Source organism: Sorangium sp. So ce590, from assembly GCF_051521365.1.
Classification (GTDB): domain Bacteria; phylum Myxococcota_A; class Polyangia; order Polyangiales; family Polyangiaceae; genus Sorangium.
The window spans coordinates 788,654-805,656 of sequence record NZ_CP150346.1 but is presented as its reverse complement, the minus strand read 5'-3'; the positions used below and the strand labels follow the sequence as shown (position 1 = coordinate 805,656).

12 protein-coding genes are annotated in these 17,003 nt (G+C 70.1%); all 12 read right to left on the bottom strand.

What is annotated here, in order from left to right; all coding sequences use genetic code 11:
* Positions 1-64: 64 nt before the first annotated feature.
* Positions 65-916: a lysophospholipid acyltransferase family protein gene (locus WMF28_RS03040; protein ID WP_437600529.1), complete on the bottom strand. Its 852-nt coding sequence runs from the start codon at positions 914-916 to the stop codon at positions 65-67.
* Positions 917-944: 28 nt separating this feature from the next.
* Positions 945-2,402 (bottom strand): Asp-tRNA(Asn)/Glu-tRNA(Gln) amidotransferase subunit GatB, encoded by a 1,458-nt coding sequence (gene gatB / locus WMF28_RS03035; RefSeq protein ID WP_437600528.1) that lies wholly within the window; start codon positions 2,400-2,402, stop codon positions 945-947.
* 66 nt (positions 2,403-2,468) lie between these two features.
* Positions 2,469-3,143: a NuoI/complex I 23 kDa subunit family protein gene (locus WMF28_RS03030; RefSeq protein ID WP_437600527.1), complete on the bottom strand. Its 675-nt coding sequence runs from the start codon at positions 3,141-3,143 to the stop codon at positions 2,469-2,471.
* 11 nt (positions 3,144-3,154) lie between these two features.
* A complete protein-coding gene (locus WMF28_RS03025) occupies positions 3,155-4,921 on the bottom strand; it encodes a complex I subunit 1/NuoH family protein (RefSeq protein ID WP_437600526.1) in 1,767 nt (588 codons plus the stop codon).
* Positions 4,918-6,612 carry a 2Fe-2S iron-sulfur cluster-binding protein gene (locus WMF28_RS03020; protein WP_437600525.1) on the bottom strand — a complete coding sequence of 565 codons (1,695 nt, stop codon included), beginning with the start codon at positions 6,610-6,612 and terminating at the stop codon, positions 4,918-4,920. Before WMF28_RS03020 ends, WMF28_RS03025 begins: the two co-directional genes overlap by 4 nt.
* A 69-nt stretch (positions 6,613-6,681) precedes the next feature.
* Positions 6,682-7,896: an NADH-quinone oxidoreductase subunit D gene (locus WMF28_RS03015; protein WP_437600524.1), complete on the bottom strand. Its 1,215-nt coding sequence runs from the start codon at positions 7,894-7,896 to the stop codon at positions 6,682-6,684.
* Between the two features lie 3 nt (positions 7,897-7,899).
* Positions 7,900-8,580 (bottom strand): NADH-quinone oxidoreductase subunit C, encoded by a 681-nt coding sequence (locus WMF28_RS03010; protein WP_437600523.1) that lies wholly within the window; start codon positions 8,578-8,580, stop codon positions 7,900-7,902.
* Positions 8,577-9,161 (bottom strand): NADH-quinone oxidoreductase subunit B, encoded by a 585-nt coding sequence (locus WMF28_RS03005; protein WP_437600522.1) that lies wholly within the window; start codon positions 9,159-9,161, stop codon positions 8,577-8,579. Before WMF28_RS03005 ends, WMF28_RS03010 begins: the two co-directional genes overlap by 4 nt.
* Positions 9,149-9,505 (bottom strand): NADH-quinone oxidoreductase subunit A, encoded by a 357-nt coding sequence (locus tag WMF28_RS03000; RefSeq protein ID WP_437600521.1) that lies wholly within the window; start codon positions 9,503-9,505, stop codon positions 9,149-9,151. Before WMF28_RS03000 ends, WMF28_RS03005 begins: the two co-directional genes overlap by 13 nt.
* A gap of 246 nt (positions 9,506-9,751) precedes the next feature.
* Positions 9,752-10,873 (bottom strand): hypothetical protein, encoded by a 1,122-nt coding sequence (locus WMF28_RS02995; protein ID WP_437600520.1) that lies wholly within the window; start codon positions 10,871-10,873, stop codon positions 9,752-9,754.
* Between the two features lie 502 nt (positions 10,874-11,375).
* Positions 11,376-13,874, bottom strand: a complete 2,499-nt coding sequence (locus tag WMF28_RS02990; RefSeq protein WP_437600519.1) for an MXAN_6577-like cysteine-rich protein — start codon at positions 13,872-13,874, stop codon at positions 11,376-11,378.
* Between the two features lie 111 nt (positions 13,875-13,985).
* On the bottom strand, positions 13,986-16,910 hold the full coding sequence (locus WMF28_RS02985; protein ID WP_437600518.1) for an MXAN_6577-like cysteine-rich protein: 2,925 nt from the start codon (positions 16,908-16,910) through the stop codon (positions 13,986-13,988).
* Positions 16,911-17,003 lie beyond the last annotated feature (93 nt).

Sequence of the window (17,003 nt, the reverse complement as noted above, 5' to 3'; positions counted from 1 at the left end):
CGGCGGCCGCATCGTAGCGAGGGCCGATCGCAGAAGCCAGCGGCGTAGGAACAGAGAACGACGCCTAACCGTCGGCGCTGAGCCGCGCGCGGGCGCGGTGGACAAGCGTCTGGACGGCCCGATGCGACTCGTCACGGACCGCGCCGACGTCCTGGCCTGCCGTGGCGATGGGCGTGCCGACCTCGATCGCCGCGGGGATATGTCGCGCACGGCTCACCCGGGCCATGTGCGCCGCGAACGATTCGTCCGCGTAGGAGGAGCCGTCGCCGCCGTACGCGAGCCCGACAGGGACGATTTCCGCCCCGACGCGGCACGCCGCGGTGAAGCCGCCCGCGCGGAACGGCCGCACCTCATCGCCGGAGAAGGTGGTCCCCTCGGGGTAGACCATCACACCACGGCCACGCCTGAGCGCGGTGGACATCGCCTGCACGACCGCGGAGCCGCTCCGCTTGCTCGCTCGGTCGACAAAGAGCGTTCCGACGCGGCGCGCCGCCATGCCGATGACCGGCCAGCCGGCGAGATCGGCGCGGCTCACGACGGTCGCCTCGAAGAAGGCGAGCGTGACCATGATGTCGAGCGCGGAGCGGTGATTCATCACGAACAGCCGTCCGAGGCCGGCTGGATCGCGGCCGGGGTAGTACGCCCCGCTCGCCATGGCGGGGTCGACCGCGCCCCCGGTGGAACCTTGCACCGGCTCCGCCTGGACGAGGCCGCCGGCGCGCACGTCGAGGCCGTACAACTTCAGGAGCGCGCGCCCGTAGCGGCGCATCCATGTATGGAGGACCACCTCGCGATCGGGCGCGCTGGAGAGCGCTGTGTCGATCTCGAGCAGGCCGTACATGCCGAAGGTGAGGCCGACGAAGCCGGCGGCCCGGAGGGGGAAGCGGAGGGCGTCGAGGGGAAGAGCGCTGGCCATGCCTCGGATCTCCAGGTCGCCGGGCGGATCAGGCGCCGGCGACGGGGGCGCCCTCGAGCAGGCGCTTGAGCACGTCGTTCACGACGGCCGGGTTCGCGCTGCCCCCCGTCTTCTTCATGATCTGCCCGACGAAGAAGCCGAGCAGCGCGGTCTTGCCGGCGCGGTACGCCGCCGCCTGCTTCTCGTTCGCGGCGATGATCGACGCGGCGATCGCCTCGATCGCGCCGGCGTCGCTCATCACGGCCATCCCCTTGTCGCGGACGATGTCGCCGGGCGCCCTGTCGGTGCCGGCCACCTCCGTGTACACCTCCTTGGCCTGCTTGCCGCTGATCGCCCCCTCGTCGACGAGGCGGAGCAGCGCGGCCACCTGCGCCGGGGAGACCGGGAACGCGGCCGACAGGCCCGTGGTGCGGGTGTCGCGCAGCACCTCGCCCTGGACGAAGTTCGCGACCTTCACCGCGTCGCCGTGGAGGCGCGCCGCCTCCTCGAAGAACGCCGCGATCCGCGGGTGGCCGCTCAGGACCGAGGCCGCGTACGGGGTGAGCCCGAGCGACTCGGCGAAGCGGCGGCGCTTGTCGGCCGGCGGCTCCGGGAGCGCGGCGCGCACCTCGGCGAGGAACGCCTCGTCCACGACGAGCGGCGGCAGGTCCGGCTCGGGGAAATAGCGGTAGCCGGACTCGTTCTCCTTGTCGCGGAGGAGGTACGTCTCTTTCTTCTCGGCGTTGTACCCGCGGGTCTGCTGCCGCACCCGGCCGCCCTGCTCGATGAGCGCGATCTGCCGGCGGATCTCGAGGTCGATCGCCTCGACGACGAAGCGGAACGAGTTGATGTTCTTGAGCTCGGTGCGCGTGCCGAGCTTCGTCTCCCCGACCTTGCGGACCGAGACGTTGGCGTCGCAGCGGAAGCTGCCCTGCTCGAGGTTGCCGTCGTTCACGCCGATGAACATCAGGATCTCGCGCAGCCGCTTCAGGTACTCGGCCGCCTCGACGCCCGAGCGGAGGTCGGGCTCGCCGACGATCTCGATGAGCGGCGTGCCGGCGCGGTTGAGATCGACGACCGACAGGCCCCCGAGGCCGTGGAGGTTCTTGCCGGCGTCCTCCTCCATGTGGACGCGCGTGATCCCCGCCCGCCGCTTCCCCGCCTCGGTCTCGATCTCGAGCACGCCGCGCAGCGCGAGCGGCCGGTCGTACTGGCTGAGCTGAAAGCCCTTGGGGAGGTCCGGGTAGAAGTAGTTCTTCCTCGCGAAGATGCTGCTCTCCTGGACGGCGCAGCCGAGCGCGAGCGCGGCGCTCACGGCCATCCGGACCGCCTCGCGGTTCAGCACCGGGAGCGCGCCCGGCAGGCCGAGGCAGACCGGGCAGGTGTGCGTGTTCGGCGGGTCGCCGAAGCTTGTCGCGCAGCCGCAGAACGCCTTGGTGCGGGTGAGGAGCTGCGCGTGGACCTCGAGCCCGATGACCGCCTCGAAGGAGCCGTACGTCGTCGCCATGGCCCGCTCTTCTAGCAGAACCACGCCCCGGCGAGAGGCCCCCCGGCGCCGCCGGGCGAGGCTGGCTCAGTGATCCGCGGCTTCGCGCGACAGGCCGGGGTGCGTGGGGTCGCCCGGCTCGTGGCGCGTGTTCGCCGTCAGGCGCGAGCCCGTGCGATCGGACAGGCTCATGAGGAGATCGCGCCGGTAGATGAACTGCTCGCGCGAGTCGTAGGGCACCGCGTGGAGGCCCGTGTCCATGCGGATGGCGTCGACGGGGCACGCCTCGACGCAGTAGCCGCAGAAGATGCAGCGGAGCTCGTCGATGACGAAGCTGCTCGGGTACCGCTCGTAGCCTTGCCGCCGATCGCCCGCCGGGTACTCGGCCGGCTCGATCGCGATGCACTGCGCCGGACACGCGGTCGAGCAGCAGAGGCACGCGACGCAGCGGGGCGAGTTGTCGTCGCGCAGCGTGAGCCGGTGGATGCCCCGGAAGCGCTCCGGGTAGGGGCGCTTCTCCTCGGGGTAGCTGATCGTCGTCACCCCCGGCTCGAGCGAGTGGAGCACCGGGTCGGGCTTCTGGCCGAGCACCATCTCCTTCGTGTTCTTGAAGAAGTGCCTCATCGTGATCCCCATCCCCCTGACGATCTCGGGGATGTAGGCCTGCACGTCGGCGCTCCGGACAGGACGCGGCACCGGCTTGCCGACGACCGGCCTGCCGGCCGGCTTCGTCCAGGGGTTGCTCGGGGTAGCTCTCGCCATGGGATCCTCCTCTACGCCTGCTGCGGCGACGCCTTGGTGCCCCCCGCCGCGGCGGCGAACCGGGCAGAGGTTGAAGCGAGGGTGCGCTGGCGCTCGATCGGCTCGAGGAGGCCGGCGATGAGCGCCACGACCGCCGCGAACCCGCCGACGGCGACGACCGCGTGGGAGACGTCCGCGGCGACCTGGAGGCCGCTGCGGAGCCCCTCGGGCGCCGAGTCGACGGCCAGCAGCACGATGCCCGTCACCATCATGTTGACGAGCGTGAGCGGCAGGAGCTTCGTCCACCCGAGCCGCATCACCTGGTCGTAACGGAAGCGCGGCAGCGTCCAGCGGAAGAAGACCTGCACCCACGTCATGAGGATCGTCTTGCCGAAGAACGCGAGGACGTACGTCAGGCTCACGGCGAGGTGGGTCATCTTGTACTGGAACAGCACCGTCTCGCCGAAGACGACGTTGATGCCGTCGCGGTCCAGGAACGGCAGGTGGTAGCCGCCGAAGAAGAGCGTCACGAGGAGCGCGCTCGACGTGATGAGCTCCACGTACTCGCCCGTCATGAACATGCCGAACTTCATCCCGGAGTACTCGACGAAGTAGCCGGCGACGATCTCGCTCTCGCCCTCGGGCTGGTCGAACGGGATGCGCTTCGTCTCGGCCGCGAGGGCCGCGAGGAACAGGAAGAACGCGAACGGCTGGACGAAGATCCCCCACGCGTGCTCGGCCTGCCACTGCACCATGTCGCCGAGCCGGACGCTGCTGTAGATCATGAACAGCCCGACGACGCTGAGGCCCATCGCGACCTCGTAGCTGACCATCTGGCTCGCGGCGCGCAGGCCGCCGAGCAGCGAGAACTTGTTGTCGCTCGCCCAGCCGGCGAGCGCGGCGCCGATGATGCCGGTGCCCGCCATCGCGAAGATGTAGAGGATGCCGACGTTGAGGTCGGCGACCTGGAGGTTCGCGACGTGGCCGCTGCACGTGAACGCCTGGTCGACCGTCCGCTTGAGGAGCGGCAGGTCACCGAAGCCGAAGACCCCGTCGCCGTTGTCCTCGAAGCAGAGCTTGTCGCCGAAGGGAATGACCGCGAACGTCACGAGCGCCGGGAACATCGCGAGCAGCGGCGCGAGCGAGTGGAGGAGGCGATCGCCCTTCGGCGGGATGAAGTCCTCCTTCCAGATCATCTTGATCGCGTCGGCCGCGGCGTGGAGCGTGCCGAGCAGGCGCAGCGGCACCTTGCCCTCGGGCACGCGCAGCGCGGTGTACGCGCCCGTCACGACGAGCAGCGCGCCGAGCAGCACGCACACGACCCGCGCGGCGGTGGGCGCCGCCGAGAGCGGGACCGCCTGCGTGACGAAGAAGGCCAGCACGTGGGCCATGACGCCCGCGTAGAAGATGCTGCGGGGGTCGAAGCGGGCGAGCGCCTCCTCGGCCGCGTTGATCGGGCCGCCCCGGCGGGCCGCCGCGCAGAACACGAGCAGGCCGAGCCAGGTCACGAAGACCGCGAACTGCGCGCCGATCACCAGCGCCTCGACGGCGGCCGGCGCGGACATCGCGCGCGTCGCCGTGAACACGGCGAGCGCCCCGAGCAGCGCCGGCGGGAAGAACACGATGCCGCGCACGATCATGGCCGGCAGGTAGACGACCGCCCGGTTCGGGCCGACGCGGTCCTGCACCATCGCGCCCTGGCGCCGGTCGGCCCAGGTGGCGATCGCCGCCATGTTCAGCAGGAACATGACGACGATGAGAATCTTCACGATCGCGAGAACGAGCTCGACGACAGTCATGCCGTGGCCTCCGTCTTCTTCGGCTCGACGCGCGACCCGTCGGCGACAGCGGTCGCCGCCGCGGTGTGCGCGGGGGGCGCGGCGCCGAGCACCGCGGCCGGCGCGCCCGCCCCCGCGACCGCGCCGGGCGGCATCGCGCGGCGCAGCTCGGCGAGGGTCTTCCACCCGGTCTCGTACCCGAGCGTGCGCCCGAGCCGGCCGATGAGCTCCCAGGCCGGGCGCGCGTCGCCGTGCGGGAGCAACGCCCGCTCACTCCGCTGCGCCAGGCCGTTCCTGTTCACGTACGTCCCCTCGGCCTCGGCCCAGGAGCACGCCGGCAGCGCGACGCGCGCCGCCTTCGCCAGCGGCCCCTCGTGGGCGGCGATCGTCACCACCCCCTTGAGCCGCGAGAGCGCCCGCTGCGCCTCGCCCGCGTCGACCTCGAGGTCCGACCCGAGGGCGACGACGTACGCGTACTGCCCCGACGCGATCCCCTGGAGCAGCTCCGCGACCGGGCGCGGCGGGGTCACCGCCGCGATCTGCACGGCTCCGCGGGTGTTCGGGTTCTTGTCCTCGCTGATCAGGATGTCGTCGCCCTGGCCGAGCGGCCTGCCCGACACGAAGAAATCGGTCGCGCCGAGGTAGGTCGTGGCGAGGTGGTAGAGCGCGAAGTTGTCCTCGTTCGAGTGCTGGGCCGACAGGACGATCGCGACCCGCGACGGGTCGTCGGCGTGGCCGCCGAGCTGCTCCTTGGCCGCGGCGAGCGCGTCCTCGATGCTCGCGTCGTCGTTGCCGACGAGCGCCGTGAGCAGCCGCCCGTCGACCGCGTGCCGGTACGACAGCATGCCGTCGTCGCACATCCAGTACGTGTTGACCGCCATGTTCTCGCGCGGGCGGTGCCGGTACGGCGTGTTGTTGCGCGGATCGTAGTCGAGGTAGGCGTTGCAGCCCGTCGCGCAGCCCTGGCAGATGGTCCGGGCGCTGCGGAGGAACCAGACCCGCGCCTTGAACCGGAAGTCGCGCGACGTGAGCGCGCCGACCGGGCAGACGTGCTCGGTCATCAGCGTGTAGTTGTGGTCGAGCTCGCGCCCCGGCGAGACCGTGATCTCCCCGAGGTTGCCGCGCTCGCGGATCGAGAGCACCGGATCCCGCGCGAGCTCGTTGCAGACGCGGATGCACCGCGTGCAGACGATGCAGCGCTCGGCGTCGTAGACGATGGTCGGGCCGAAGGTGACCGCCTTCGGCTTGTGGACCGGCTCCTGGTGCATCCGCTTGCCCTTGCGCTGGTGCTCGAGCCAGTAGTCCTGGAGGCGGCACTCGCCGGCCTGATCGCAGATCGGGCAGTCGACCGGGTGGTTCAGGAGCAGGAGCTCCTGCACCGCCGAGCGCGCCTCGGACACGTGATCGCTGCCGTCGGACAGCACCTCCATGCCGTTCGCGCAGGCCATCTGGCAGGCCGGCTGGAGCTTCGGCTTGGCCGCCGGCACGTAGTCCTGCTTCGCCGCGTCCCACCGGAGGATGTCGAGGCTCATCGCCGGCCTCCCGGGCGGCGGCAGCACCTCGACCAGGCACATCCGGCAGTTGGCGGCGACGCTGAGGCCCGGGTGCCAGCAGTAATGGGGGATGTCGATCCCGGCGCGGTGCGCCGCCCGGATGATCGTGTCACCGCTCTCGAAGGGGATCTCCCTTCCGTCGATCTTGATCGTAGGCATCGTGCTCTCGATTCCCGGCGGGGCCGCGGGGGCCCCAGCTTCCTTAGGTCGATGACGGGAGCGCCGTCGCTAGTGGTCGCACTCCCCGCCGATCATGTTGAGGGAGCCGAAGGTCGGCACGACGTCGGGGATCATCAGCCCGGTGATGAGCTGGGAGAGCCCCTGCGTCGTGGCGAAGCACGGCGGGCGGATGCGGACGCGGTAGGGCGTGCCGCTGCCGTCGGACACCAGGTAGAAGCCGAGCTCGCCGTTGCCGGCCTCGGTGTACGAGTAGCACTCGCCGGCGGGCACCTTGATGCCCTCCATGACGATCTTGAAGTGCTGGATGGTCGCCTCGATGGTCGTGTAGACCTCCTCCTTCGGCGGCAGCACGATCCGCGGATCGTCGATGTTGATCGGGCCCTCGTCGGGCATCTGATCGAGCGCCTGCTCGATGATCCTCGCCGCCTGGCGGATCTCCTCCTGGCGGCACATGAACCGGTCGTAGTTGTCGCCCCGCGTGCCGACCGGCACGTCGAACTCGAAGCGGTCGTAGACCATGTACGGGTTCGCGCGGCGCACGTCGTACGGCACGCCGGTCGCCCGGAGCACGACGCCGGTCCAGCCGAGCGCGAGGGCGTCCTCCTGCGAGATCCGCCCGATGCCGTCGAGGCGATCGAGGAAGATGCGGTTCTTCAGGATGAGCTTCTCGGCGTCGCTGATGAGCGTGAGCACGCGCGCGAGGCCCACCCGCACCATCGCCTTGAAGTCGGGCGTGGGCGGCCGCGCCATGCCGCCGACGCGGCCGAAGCTGTGCGTCAGGCGCGCCCCCGTCTCCTCCTCGAAGATCTCCCAGAAGATCTCGCGCGCACGGCACAGGTAGAGGAACGGCGTGAAGGCGCCGAGCTCCATGGCCATGGCGCCGCTGCAGATCATGTGATCGCAGATGCGCGCCAGCTCGCCGAGGATCACGCGGTAGTACTGGCAGCGCTCGGGGACCGTGACGCCGAGCATCTTCTCGACCGCCAGCGCGAAGCCGACGTTGTTGAGCATCGGCGAGACGTAGTTGAGCCGGTCGACGTACGGGAAGACCTGCGTCCACGTGCCGCGCTCGCACATCTTCTCGAAGCCGCGGTGCAGGTAGCCGATCTGCACGTCGGCCTTGTTGATCGTCTCGCCGGACAGCTCGAGCACGATCCGCACCGTGCCGTGCATCGCCGGGTGGGACGGCCCCATGTTGAGGAGCATCGGCTCGCTCGGCAGATCGAGCGCGGCCTCGTCCAGATCGCGATCCAGGGGTTCCATCGGTCAGCTTCGCTCCTGCAGCGCACCCACGCCGATGCCCTGCGGTTTGCCGTTGTTTGCGGCCTCATCCCCGCCGGTCGACTCGAGCGACGCCCCCGTCCCGGGGTCGAGCCGCGCGAAGTCGTGCGTCTGGCGGCCGAAGGCCATGCCCTCGTCCGGGCCGAACGGCGGCAGCTTGCCGATGTTCGGCACCTCCCGGAACGGGATGAGCGGCTGGATGCGGTCGGCCGGGTAATCCTTGCGCAGCGGGTGCCCCTCGAACTCGGGGTACATCAGGATGCGCCGGAGGTCCGGGTGCCCCCGGAAGACGATGCCGAGCAGGTCGTAACACTCGCGCTCGAACCAGTCCGCGCCCTTCCACACCGACACGACGGAGTCGATCTCGGCGCCGTTGCCCTCCTCGTCGCCCACGCGCGCCTTGATCCGGACGCGGTGGTTCTTCTCGAGCGAGCGCAGGTGGCAGACCACCTCGAAGCGGGGCACGTCGCCGCGCCAGAGGTAGTCGACCGCCGTGAGGTCGATGAACATGTTCATCCGGGTCCGCGGGTCGTTGCGGAGGAAGAGGGCGGCGTCGCGCCACACCGCCGGGTCGAGCACGGCCGTGTCGTCGCCGAACTGCGAGTGCGTCTCCAGGACGGCGCCGGGGAACTGCGCCGTGAGGATCTCGAGGACCTTCTTGCTCATGGCTGGCTCCGCTCCTTGCGCTGGAGGGTGACGAGGCGCTCCGCGGTCTGCGCCGGGTCCTCGCGTGGCTTGACGATCGCCGGCGCGCGGTCGCCGCGCGCGATCTTGTCCTGGAGCAGCAAGAGGCCGTCGAGCACCGCCTCGGGGCGCGGCGGGCACCCCGGCACGTAGACGTCGCAGGGGATGATCTTGTCGATGCCGGCGACGGTCGTGTAGTTGTCGTAGAAGCCGCCGCACGAGGCGCACGTGCCGAAGGCGAGCACCCACTTCGGGTCCGCCATCTGCTCGTAGATGCGCCGGAGCGCGGGCGCCTGGCGCTGGCTGATGGTCCCCACCACCCAGAGCAGGTCGGCCTGGCGCGGCGAGAAGCGCGGCACCTCGGCGCCGAACCGCGCCATGTCGAAGCGCGGGCTCGCCATGGCCATGTATTCCATGCCGCAGCAGGCCGTCACGAACGGGTACTGGAACAGGGAGTACTTCTTCGCCCAGTTGAGCAAAGCGTCCAGGCGCGTGGTCGCGAACCCGTGCTCGGAGCCCTCCAACACCCGCGTCGAGGAGCCTCCGCCCTTCACTTCTCCCATTCCAGAGCTCCCTTCTTCCACACGTACACGAGCACGACGACGAGCATCGCGACGAACGAGCTCATCGTCGCGAGGCCCGTCCACCCCAGGGAGCGGAACTGGACCGTCCACGGGTAGATGAGCACCGCCTCGATGTCGAACACGACGAAGAGGATCGCCGTCAGGTAGAACTTCACGCTCGGCTTGACGAATCGCCCGCCCGTCGAGTCGCTGCCGCACTCGTACGGCATCATCTTCTCGGGCGTCGGGTTCCTCGGACCGAGGAACGACGTCAGCGTGAACATCGCGAGCGCGATGACCGCGGCGACGAGAAACAGCAGGAACAAGGGGATGTAGGTGGCCATCGAGAGAGCACTCCTACGGGTCGGCCCCGGGGAGGGTCGACCGCCTCGCCGCGGCGCGCGGCGTCTCGGGCGAGACCTCAGGGCCCGCGGCCCCGAACCATGCAGACCAACAAGGTGAGAGCGACGCGGCGATTGCTGCCTGAAACAGCAAAAATCCGAGCGATCCCGGCTTAATCCGCGCCGGATCTAGTCGGCCGCCGCGGGGGTGTCAATGGAGGCGGTCGGTCAACCGGCGGGGCCGTAACCCTAGGAGCGGTTCGCCACGAGGACCAGCCCTCTCCACGCGGTGAGCGCCGTCCCCAGGCTGGCCTCGATCTCCCGGATCTCCTCCACCATCTCGGCGTCCGCCACGCCGACGCTCCGCGCCTCGCGGACGCAGGCGAGCGCGGCCACGTACTTCTTGCGGTGCACGAACGCCCGCGCGAGGAGCGGCCAGATGTGCTTCGGCGGGGCGCCGAGGTTCGCGGCGCGCCGGAGGGGGCCGATGGCCTCGCCCGCCCGGCCGTCTTCGAGCATGGCCTCGCCCAGCCGGCGGAAGATGTCGCCCGCCGCGGCCCCGTCGTGCGCGTACTGGACCGCGAGGCGCATGACCTCCTCGCCCTGGTGCTCCTCGCCGAGCTTGACGCACGCGGTGCCGAGCAGGCCGAGCCCCTTGGCGATCAGGCTGCGGGCGTCCGGGGTGAGCATCTGCCCCTCGGGGGTGCGCAGGAAGATCGCGAGCGGCGCCGGCCAGGTGCCGAGCAGCTGGATCACCTTCGGGAAGTCGCCGCGCTGCGAGGCGACCTCGGCCTCCGCGACCTTGGTGAGGTCGATGGCGGAGCGCGCGCCGGCCGAGGCGCGCTCGAGCTCGTCGCGCACGTGCGAGCGGATGCGGGCGCGGAACTCGTTGAGCTCGTGCGTCTCCTCGATGCCATCGCGCAGCAAGAGGAGGCGCGAGGTCTTCCCCTCGACCGAGAGCTTGCGGAGGCTGTAGCCGTAGAGCGGGGCGAGCAGCAGGTAGCGGACGCCGATGTGGAGCTGGATGCCCTCGAGGTCGGTGTCGCGCTCGGGGGCCTGCGGCGTCGTGTCCTCCGTGAGGAGGGCGCCGACGAGGCGGTGGCGGAAGTCGGCGAGCGTGAGCCGCTGGACGTCGCCGTCGATCTCCTCCTCGCCCGGCGGCGCGATAACGAAGTCGACAAGCGTGTTGTCCGGGTTGCGGCGGTCGACGGTGAGCGCCGTGATGCGGGCGCCGGTAATCATCGAGAAGGCAAAGAACGCCTCGCCCACGATCTCACAGAGCGCCTGGAAGCTGCCGATGCCGTCGCCTATGCGCTCGAACCAGCCGTCGGTCCGGACGGCATCGAGGGAGAACACGCGTTCCTTTGGCATGATTCGACCCGGATCACAGGGGGCGCGTCCCGGATGACGGACGCGTGTCCCAGGGGGCGAGACTCGCACGGGCGCGCGCTTCTCTCAAGAAAACTCCTAGGGAACGCGCATCGCGCACGCGCATCGCGGGCCGCCGCCGCCATCCGTCATCCATCGCGCCACGCCGGTCCACCTGCCCCCACCGCGCCTCGAGCTTCGCCTTTTCCGCTTGCCCCTCGGCCGAGGCGGCGCAGCGGGCGGCCCGGCCCAGCCAGACACCTCACCCCCCCGGGGCCAAGGGCCGAACCGGTCGAGGGCGCGCCGCCGGCGAGCGTCGCATGAGCCGATCCCCACCCCGGCTCTGTTCGACGCGGGCCAGCAATGGTTCTCAGAGGAGAGGGAAATTAACCGCCAAGGCGCCAAGGACGCCAAGAAGAGATTTTTCCAGCTCTCTTGTCTCCTGGCGCTCTTGGCGCCTTGGCGGTTCCTCCTCCGGGTCGATCCCCGACCGGCCAGGCCGGGTCTAGGGCTCGGGCTCGGCGTTGATGTGCAGCACGAGGTTGCCGGAGGAGGACGGCCGGCTGTCGCCGATGATCGTGATCACCTGGCCCGCGGTGAGGGTCACGCTCACCCGCGAGGCGAACGCGCTCGCGTTGTCGTTGCATGCGAGCTCGGTGCCGGTGCATCCGTCGCCGTCATGCACATGGAGGACGGTGTCGAAGGTCGAGGACACCGTGTCGATGATGTACGTCCCGTCCGCCGGCGCGGTGAAGCGGTAGACCCGGTCGTTGCCGCTCGACGTCGTGCAGCTCGGCGCGGCGGAGTTCGGCTGGAGCAACGTCGAGCCCGACACGGTCTGCGGGACCGTCGAGCCGAGGTCGATGGGCTTCGCGCAGGTGGCTTCGGCGTCGAACAGGTTGATGTTGAGCGTGAACGTGCCCGAGGCGGCCGGCCCGGAGCCATCGACCACGACGACGGTCTCCTGCCCCGCGACGAGCGGCACCGCCACCCGCGACTGGGGGCCCGTGGTGTTGTTGTTGCAACCGAGCGACGGGCCACGGCACGTGCCGTCGTGCACGTGAACGACCGTGTCGAAGCTCGAGCCGAACGTATCGAAGACATAGACTCCATCGACCGGGGCGACGAACTTGTAGGTCGCCTCGGCGCCGCCGGGCACGCCGCAGGGCGCGATCAAGAAGTCGCCGAGGCCGTCGGTCGTCCCCGTCACGACCAGCGGGACGGCCGACTCGAGCTCGTTCGCCGGGCACGGGGGCGCCGGGATGCCGCTCACGTTGAGCTTGTAGGCGCCGGAGTCACCGGACGCGCCTTCCACGACCACATACGCTGTCTGTCCCGCCGAGAGCGGCGTTGCCACCACCGCCTGGGACGAGGCCATCCCGTTGTCGTTGCAGCCCAGGGAGGGGCCCGTGCAGCTGCCGTCGTGAACGTGGAGCACCGTGTCGAAGCTCGACCCGATCGTGTCGAATGTATACCGGCCGTCGATGGGGGCCGTGAAGCTGTAGCTGACCTCGGGGCTGTCGCTCATGGCGCAGGGCGACTCGAGGTGGTTGTCGAGGCCCGACGTGTTGCCCGTCACCGACTGCGGGTAGGTCGAGCCGAGATCCAGCATGGGGCACGTGGGCGGCTCCCACGCGGCGATGTTCAGCTTATAGGCCCCCCCCGCGGCCTCGAATCCATCGACGACGGCCACGATCGTCTGACCGGCGTGGAGATCCACCACGGCGCGCGACTGCGACCCTTCTCGCGAGTCGTCGTTGCAGGCGAGCACCTCACCATTGCACCCGCCGTCTTGCAGCTCCAGGATGGTGTTGAACTCGGAGCCGAAGGTATCGAATACGTATTTCCCGTCTGCCGGCGCCGTGAAGGTATAGCTCGCGTCGGGGCCGCCCGTGTGGCCGCAGCTCGGCGTGATGGCGTCGCCGAGCAGGTCGGTGTCGCCGGTGAAGGTCTTCGGGAGCGCGTCGCCGACGTCCCCCGAAGGGCAGACCGGCGGCCCGGCCTTCGACAGGTGGAGCGTGAAGTCGCCATCCGATCCGTCGAAGCCGGTCACGACGATCAAGACCGGCTCACCCGCCCCGATGACCGCGCGGACCTTGGACTGGGGGCTCCCGCTGTCATCGTTGCAGGCGAGCTGAGCGCAGGTGGTCGCCCCCACCACGCCAAGGGCCGTATCGAAGCTGGATCCGAAGGTGTCCAGCGTGTATCTCCCCGCCTCGGCGGGCGTGAAGAGGTAGACCCGCTCCGACGAGCCGGCCGCCACGCACGCGAGCCCGTAGTTCGCCTCTCCCGCGACGGTGGTCCCCATCACGGTCTGCGGGAACGAGTCGTCGATCACGTCGTGCGTGCCGATGACGCAGGAGCAGGCGCCTTCCTGACAGGACGCCCCTCGCTCGCACGCGACCCCGCAGGCGCCGCAGTGCTGCTCGCTCGTCTGCAGGTTGGCGCACGAGCCGCCGCAGTCCGTGAGACCTTCGGAGCAGGAGCAGGCGCCCTCGACGCACAGCTGGGCGGGCGAGCAGCTGGACGCGCAGGTACCGCAGTGGGTCCTGTCGCTCAGCACGTCCACGCAGGCGCCGGCGCACTCCGTGAGGCCGGCGGCGCAGGCGCAGGCGCCGTCTTCGCAGACCTGCTCCGCCGCGCACCGGACCTCGCAATCGCCGCAGTTCCGCGGGTCGGCCTCGAGGTCCACGCAGCGGCCGCCGCATTCGGCCCAGCCCTCGCTGCACCCGTCGGTCCCCCCGCCCTCTCCGAGGTCGTCGTCCTCGACGCAGCGGCCCTCCGCGCAGCGATGCTCCGCCTCGCAGGCATTGCCGCATCCGCCGCAATGCTCATCGCTCGTCTGGATATCGACGCACAGGCCTCCGCACTGCGACTGCCTGTCCGTGCACGGGTTCGGCGCGTTGGAGCTCTCGGCGCAGGACGCCGCCAGGACAACCCCTGCGACCAGGAGCAACGCAGCGGACGACAGGGCGGGCCTGGGGCGCAATCCGGATCTGTTCATATCCATCCTTGGGGGTACCTGGCCATTCGAGGCGGAGCGGATAACGAGCCGCATCCCAGAATACGCCCATGGCCGAGGTATCCGCAACGGGCGGGGGCGCGTGGCGCATTCTCACGGATCGGCGGGGGAGATGTGCAGCGTGAAGTTGCCCGACGCCGCGCCGTATCCGTCGACGACCACGGTGATGACCTGACCGGCGTTGAACCTTCGAATGAGCCGTGACGCTCCGGAGTCGCCCGAGCTGTCGTCGCAGCCGAGCTCGAGGCCCCTGCAGCCGCTCGTGTGCACGTGAAGGACGGTATCGAACGACGAGCCAATCGTGTCGATGACGTACCTGCCGCTGACCGGGGCGGTGTAGGTGAACACCATTTCAGGAGCGTTCGCTCCGGTCACGCAGCTCGGCGCCACCGAGTTGGGATGGTTCGACGTCGTGCCGGTCCTGGTGAGCGGCAGCTCCGATCCGAGGTCGATCGCCGTCGAGCAGGTCCCCGGGCCGAGGAACCGGTCCACCTGGAGCACGTAGTCGCCGGCGCTGGTGTCGCGACCGTCGACGGCGATGAAGGCGGTCTGACCGGCGGCCAGATCGGCGAAGACACGCGACTGCAGGCCGCCCGAGTCGTCGTTGCACCCGAGCGACGTCCCCCCGCAGCTCCCATTCAAGATCTGGAGGATCGTGTCGAAGCTCGAGCCGAACGTATTGAACATGTACGTCCCGCGGTCCGGCGCGGTGAAGCTGTAAATCATCTCTGGAGCGTTCGAGGAGCCGCAGGTCGGGGTGACCGACTCGGGCTGCTCCACGGTGCTCCCCGTGACGACCTGCGGGAAGCGGGAGCCGAGATCGATGGGCGCCGAGCAGATCCCGCCGCCGGCGAACCGATCGACGTTGAGCGTGAAATCGCCCGACGCGCTCGCCGAACCGCCGTCCACGAGGAGGAGGATCGTCTGCTCCTCCTCGAGCTCCAGCGTCAGCCGCGACTGCTGGCCTCCCGCCGCGTCGGTGTTGCATCGGATCGTGGCCCCGGAGCAGGTGCCCTCGAGCGCGGAGAGGGTCGTGTCGAAGCTCGATCCGAACGTGTCGAAGATGTACGTGCCGGTCACTGGCGCGGTGAAGCTGTAGGTCGCCTCGCGGCCGCCGGCGTTGCCGCAGGTCGGGCGCAGGATGTCCACCGCCTCCACGGTCGTCCCGGTCACGGTCTGAGGCGCCGTCGACCCGAGATCGATCTGCGGGCACGGAGGGGCCATGGTCTGGCTCACGTTGAGCGTGAAGGCGCCGGAGGCCGAGCTGCTGAAGCCGTCCACGACAACGACGATCGTCTGCCCCTCCTCGAGCAGCGCCTTCACCTGCGATTGCAGGTCGGACGAGTCGTCGTTGCACCCGAGGCTCGGCCCGCTGCACGTGCCGTCGCGGAGGTGGAGGACCGTGTCGAAGGCGGAGCCGAAGGTGTCGAAGGTGTAGAGCGCGTCCGCCGGCGCGGTGAACGCATAGGTGACCTCGGGGCCGGCGCCGCTGCCGCAGGACGCCGAGAGGGCGCTCTCGCGATCCAGGATCGCGGTGGTGCCCGTCACCCGCTGCGGGAACGTGGTGCCGAGAACGAGCTCCGGGCACGACGGCCCCGCGTACTCGGTGACGTTGAGCGTGAATGGCCCCGACTCGCCGGCGACGCCATCGACGATCGCGACCACCGTCTGGCCCGCGGTGAGGTTCGTGACGATGCGCGACGTCGTGCCCGCCGAGATGTTGTCGTTGCAGGAGATCACCGAGCCGGTGCAGGTCCCGTTGCGCAGCTCGAGGACGGTATCGTACGAGGAGCCGGCCGTGTCGAAGATGTACCTGCCGGCGTGCGGCGCGGTGAACGTGTAGCTCGCGTCGGGGGTGTCGAGCGAGCCGCAGCTCGGCACGAGGGCATCGTCGCGCATCCAGGTGTCGCCGCTGACCGCCTGCGGGAGAGTCGGATCGATGTTGCCCACCGGGCAGACCGGCGGCGCCGCCCGGTCGACGCTCAAAACGAAGTCGCCTTGCGCGCCGTTGTAGCCCGACACGACGACGAGGACCTCCTCCCCTTCATTGAGGACCACCGAGACGGCCGCCTCGGCGTCCCCGCGCTCGTCGTTGCACGCGAGCTCGTCGCAGACGGCGGAGCCGAGGACGGCGATGGCGGTGTCGTAGCTCGACCCGGCGGTATCGAACCTGTACCTGCCGAGCTCCTCCGCCCTGAACCTGTAGACGACCTCGGTCGAGCCGGCGGCCACGCAGGCGAGCCCGAAATAGGTGCCTGCGTCGAGCGTTGTGCCCCTCACGACCTGCGGGACCGTCGAGCCGATGTCCTCGTGCTCGCCGACGACGCAGGTGCACGTGCCCGCCTGGCAGACCAGCCCCGCGTCGCACGCCGCGCCGCACGCGCCGCAGTGCGCCAGATCGCTCGCCAGAACGACGCACCTGCCGTCGCAGTCCGTGAGGCCCTCGTCGCAGAGGCACGCCCCGTCCATGCACGTCTGGTTGAAGGCGCACCGGACCTCGCAGCTCCCGCAATGCAGCGGATCATTCGACAGGTCCGCGCAGCCGCCGTCGCACGCCGTGAGGCCGGCGTCGCAGCGGCAGGCGCCGTCCTCGCACGGCTGCCCGATCGGGCACGCCTGGCCGCAGCCCCCGCAATGATGCGGGTGGATGTCGAGGTCGACGCAGTCCCCGCTGCACAGCGCGAGGCCGGGCGCGCACAGCGCCCCGCCGGTCCCGCTCGATCCGAGATCATCGCCGCCGCCCTCGCCGCTCCCGCCGGCTCCGTCGTCGGCGCCGACGCACTCGCCCGCCTCGCACCGCTGCCCGCTCGCGCAGACGCTGTCGCAGTCGCCGCAGTTGCCGGGATCGGCCTGCGTGTCGGTGCACGCGCCGCCGCACAGCGCGAGGCCGTCATCGCACGAGATGTTCGAGCTGACTTCCTGCGCGCAGGACGCAGAGCAGACGAGGAGGGCAGCTGCCGTCAGCCGGAGCGCTGTGGACGACAGATCGAACCTGGAGCGCAATCCGGGTTGACTCATGAACTTCCTTTGGCGGATACCCCGGTCACCTTGTGGCTTTGAGGCACTCCGAGGGTACGCCTCTTCGCTTTCGCTCTGCAATCAGGGATCACC